General features: G+C 70.9%; 6 protein-coding genes. 2 read left to right on the forward strand and 4 right to left on the reverse strand.

Annotated elements, in window-relative coordinates; all coding sequences use genetic code 11:
* The 3 genes from JHN63_RS48975 to JHN63_RS48985 form a co-directional block, all read right to left on the reverse strand.
* The coding region (locus tag JHN63_RS48975; protein WP_374223024.1) for a DUF2252 family protein at positions 1-308 on the reverse strand (308 nt) is incomplete at its 3' end.
* Complete coding sequence (locus tag JHN63_RS48980) at positions 191-1,522, reverse strand: DUF2252 domain-containing protein (protein WP_374223023.1); 1,332 nt, start codon at positions 1,520-1,522, stop codon at positions 191-193. The genes JHN63_RS48980 and JHN63_RS48975, both read right to left, overlap by 118 nt.
* Positions 1,523-1,900: 378 nt before the next feature.
* Positions 1,901-2,263 carry a helix-turn-helix domain-containing protein gene (locus JHN63_RS48985; protein ID WP_200691608.1) on the reverse strand — a complete coding sequence of 121 codons (363 nt, stop codon included), beginning with the start codon at positions 2,261-2,263 and terminating at the stop codon, positions 1,901-1,903.
* 166 nt (positions 2,264-2,429) lie between these two features.
* Here JHN63_RS48985 and JHN63_RS48990 point away from each other — a divergent pair, with 166 nt between their 5' ends.
* Positions 2,430-3,083, forward strand: coding sequence for an FMN-dependent NADH-azoreductase (locus tag JHN63_RS48990; RefSeq protein ID WP_200691609.1), 654 nt, complete (start codon positions 2,430-2,432; stop codon positions 3,081-3,083).
* A 117-nt stretch (positions 3,084-3,200) separates the two neighbouring features.
* Here JHN63_RS48990 and JHN63_RS48995 read toward each other — a convergent pair whose 3' ends face one another.
* A complete protein-coding gene (locus JHN63_RS48995) occupies positions 3,201-3,431 on the reverse strand; it encodes a hypothetical protein (protein WP_200691610.1) in 231 nt (76 codons plus the stop codon).
* Positions 3,432-3,582: 151 nt separating this feature from the next.
* Between JHN63_RS48995 and JHN63_RS54145 the strand changes: the two genes are divergently transcribed.
* On the forward strand, positions 3,583-3,708 hold the full coding sequence (locus JHN63_RS54145) for a hypothetical protein (RefSeq protein ID WP_267953874.1): 126 nt from the start codon (positions 3,583-3,585) through the stop codon (positions 3,706-3,708).
* Positions 3,709-3,884: the final 176 nt, after the last annotated feature.

The raw sequence follows: 3,884 nt of genomic DNA on the forward strand, positions 1-3,884 counted from the left end.
ACTACGGCCGGATGACCGGCGCCCTCCTGGCCCGCCCCCACCAACTCCGCGTGGTCCGCCTCGGTCCGGTCGGCGTAGGCCACGGCGAACGTAGCTATCGCCTCGTCCAGTCCGTCCTTCTTGCCGCAGTACCCGGCGACCAGGCGCGGGTCGGCGCTGTGGGCGTGGGCGCGGGCCAGGAGGGCGCCGGTCATCCGGCCGTAGTCGTCGATCTGGTCGGCGGCGAGGGCGGCCGGGTCGACGCTGCCCTTGCGGTTGCGGAACTGCCGTACCTGGAACGGCAGTCCGTCGACCGTTGTCCAGCCCAGCAGGATGTCGCTGACGACCTGCATCCGCTTCTGCCCGAGCACCACGCGCCGCCCCTCGTGCGCGACGGGCGGCGCGCTCGAACCGCGGCGAACCGCTCGTCCTCCAGGTGAAGGAGGCCCGCCCCTCGGCGCTGGTGCCGCATCTGCTGACCGCCGGGTTCGAGGCGCCGCCCCTCGTGCGCGACGGGCGGCGCCTCGAACCCGGCGGTCAGCAGATGCGGCACCAGCGCCGAGGGGCGGGCCTCCTTCACCTGGAGGACGAGCGGTTCGCCGCGGTGGTCCAGGAGCAGCACGACGTACGACCGCGTGCCCACACTGCCCGTGCCGACGACGCGGAAGGCGACGTCGTGCACCGCGTGCCGGGCGAGCAGCGGGAGGCGGTCCTCGGAGAGCGTGTCCAGGTACTCCTCCAGGGACGCCGTCACCGCCGCGGCCTCCGCGTCCGGGATCCGGCGCAGCACCGGCGAGGCGTCGACGAAACGGCGCCCGCCGTCCTCGACGGCCTCGGTCGACCTGGCCGCGAACCGTCCGCTGGTGTTGCCCCGCGCCTTCTCGGAGACCCGCTCCAGTGTGCCGAGCAGATCACGGGCGTCGGCGTGGGAGACCAACTCCTCGTCCGCGATGGCGTTCCACGCGTCCAGGACCGGGAGCTTCGCCAGCAGCCGCATGGTGCGGCGGTAGGAACCCACCGCGCCGTGCGCCGCCGTACGGCAGGTGTCCTCGTCGGCGCCGGCCTCCCGGCCCGCGAGCACCAGTGAGGCGGCGAGCCGCTTGAGGTCCCACTCCCAGGGGCCGTGCACGGTCTCGTCGAAGTCGTTGAGGTCGATGACCAGGCCGCCGCGGGCGTCGCCGTACAGGCCGAAATTGGCCGCGTGGGCGTCGCCGCAGATCTGGGCGCCGATGCGGGTCATGGGGGTGCGGGCGAGGTCGTAGGCCATGAGGCCGGCCGAACCGCGCAGGAACGCGAAGGGCGTGGCGGCCATCCTGCCCACCCGTATCGGTGTGAGCCCGGGGATCCGGCCGCGGCCGGACTCCTCGACGGCGGTCACCGCGTCCGGGCGGGAACCGTCGAGGTCAAGAGCGGCGTGCGCGCTGTGCGGGACGCTCTCCCGCAGCGCCTTCCCCTCTTCCTTGGGCGACCCCTCCACGGGCCACGTGGCGAAGCCCCGCACCTCGGGCAGCCTGCGCCCCACACCGATACCGGCCTCGGTCATACCGACCGCCTCCCCCGTACACCCGTCGCGCTCACATGCGCTCGCCCGAACATCAACTCGCGACGACGGTACAGCCGGTGGCGAAAACTCGTCAGACCCTGTGGACAACTCCACGGCTGTGGAAAACCCGGGACGCACGAAAGAGCCAGACCTCGCCCGGCCTCACACCGGACAGACCCGGACCCCGTCCGCGCGACCTCACACCAGACAGACCCTGCCCCCGTCCGTCGGGCCTCGCACCGAACAGACCCGCACCCGCCTGTCGGGCCCGGCACCGGCCCGACGCACACCCACCAGGCCTCGCCCCCCGACAGCTCCGCCCCCGCCGGGACTCGCACCGGAAGCCCCGCATCCGCCAGGACTCGCGCCGGACAGGCGTCAGCACGCCCCCGACTGCCACCCCTCGGGCAGATGCACCTTGGCCCACTCGCCGAGTTCGCGAAGGGCCGGGTTCAAGGCCTTGCCCGCGTCCGTCAGCCGGTAGGACACCCGCAGGGGCGGCCCCTCGTCGACCTCGCGGACGAGCAGTCCCGCCGCGCCGAGCTCCGTGAGCCGGTCGGACAGCATGCGCTCGCTGATGCCCGGGATCGCCCGGCGCAGGTCGGAGAAGTGCATGGGCTGCGGCATCAGAACGGCCACGATCGGCCCGGTCCAGCGCTTTCCGAACAGCTGGAAGACACGGGTGATGCCCTTGTCGACCTGCTTGCACAGGTCCGCGCCGTGTTCCTGCTCGACCGTCATGGCTTCAGGGTACTGCCCCCCCAGAAAGGGATGAAAAAAAGTAAGTACCTGTGTTATCCATAGTCGAGTACGAAACTTCAGCTACTGAGACTTCCCTCAGTGCGCTGCTCTGTGCGCACTGCTCGGTGCGCGCCGATCAGTGCGCGCTCACCCCCCGGAGACCCCCATGGCCACGCTCCTGCACATCGACTCCTCCGTGTTCCCCTCCGGCGCCTCCGCGTCCCGCGCCGTGGCGGACGCCTTCCGCACGTCCTGGGAGGAGCAGCACCCGGAGGGCACGGTGATCCACCGCGACCTCGCCGCGAACCCCGTCCCGCACATCACCGCCGACGCCCACACCGCCGGCTTCGCCGACCCGGCCACGCACACGCCCGAGCAGGCGGCGGCCTTCGCCGAGCGCGTGAAGCTCATAGAGGAGCTGGAGCGGGCGGACGCGGTGCTGATCGGCGCCCCGATGTACAACTTCGCCATCCCCTCGACCCTGAAGGCCTGGCTGGACAACGTGATCCTGATGGGCCGCACCGCGGGCACCGAGGACTCGAAGATCAAGGGCACCCCGGTCACCGTGATCGCCAGCCGCGGCGGCGCCTACGGACCCGGCACACCGCGCGAGGGCTTCGAGTACGTGCAGACCTACCTGAGCGCGGTGTTCGCCGATGTCCTCGGTACGGACCTCGAGTTCATCGTCCCGGAGCTCACCATGGCCCCGCAGAACCCGGCGATGTCCGACCTGGTCCCGCTCTACGAAGCCTCCCGCGAGCGCGCCCTCGGCGACGCGGCCACGAAGGCCAAGAGCTTGGCGGAACGCCTCGCCGCCTGACCCCACACCAGGCACCCGGCACCCCGCACCCGGCCTCCGTTTCAGGTGAGAACAGCGTGTGATTGTCCTCACCTGAAGCGGAGCCACCGAGGCATCACCTGAGCAGGGCGCCCGAACTCACCGTCTCTCCTCGCTCCGCTTCCCCGTCCAGGACTGGCAGATCCATCGGAAGAGCGCCCCCACCAGGACGGCGACGACGATCGCCCCCCAGTCGATGACATGCGGCAGTCCAGGAAAGAAGGCGAAGAAGGCGAGTGTCCCCACCAGCCCCACCACGAAGGCGGCGATCCCGACCGACCGCCGTCGCACCTCTCCGGGCTGTTCCCGCCGTTGCTGCTGCTCGATCATGACCGGCTCACTTCGTGATGTGGTGGCACTGACTCACCCGCCGCACCCCACTGACGTGGAGATGCGCGCACGCCTCCACAACGAGACAGCGTCCGGGGAGAGTTGTTCCGCATCGGACCGATCTCGCACTCGGGATGCGTTCACCCTCGGGATGTCGGAGTCCGAACAGGAGCCGTCCCGACGGCAGCGGCCGGCCTGGGCCACCGAGGAACTCGTCAGCACCCGGGCCGAACGCCGCAGCCGCGCCGACCCGACACACGTGACCGCGTCGTCGTAGTCGAGAGCACAGACGGCCAAGAGTGAGACACCCCACACCCCAACAGCCCGCGCTCCAGCAGTCCGCACTCCAGTAGCCCGCCGAAGACCAACGACCACGACCTCGAACGACCCCGGAAGCCGCCCGCGCAGACAAAAGCGAAGCGGGCTCATCGTGATCACGATGAGCCCGCTTCG

It is taken from the genome of Streptomyces sp. MBT65 (assembly GCF_016612545.1).
Taxonomy (GTDB): Bacteria; Actinomycetota; Actinomycetes; order Streptomycetales; family Streptomycetaceae; genus Streptomyces.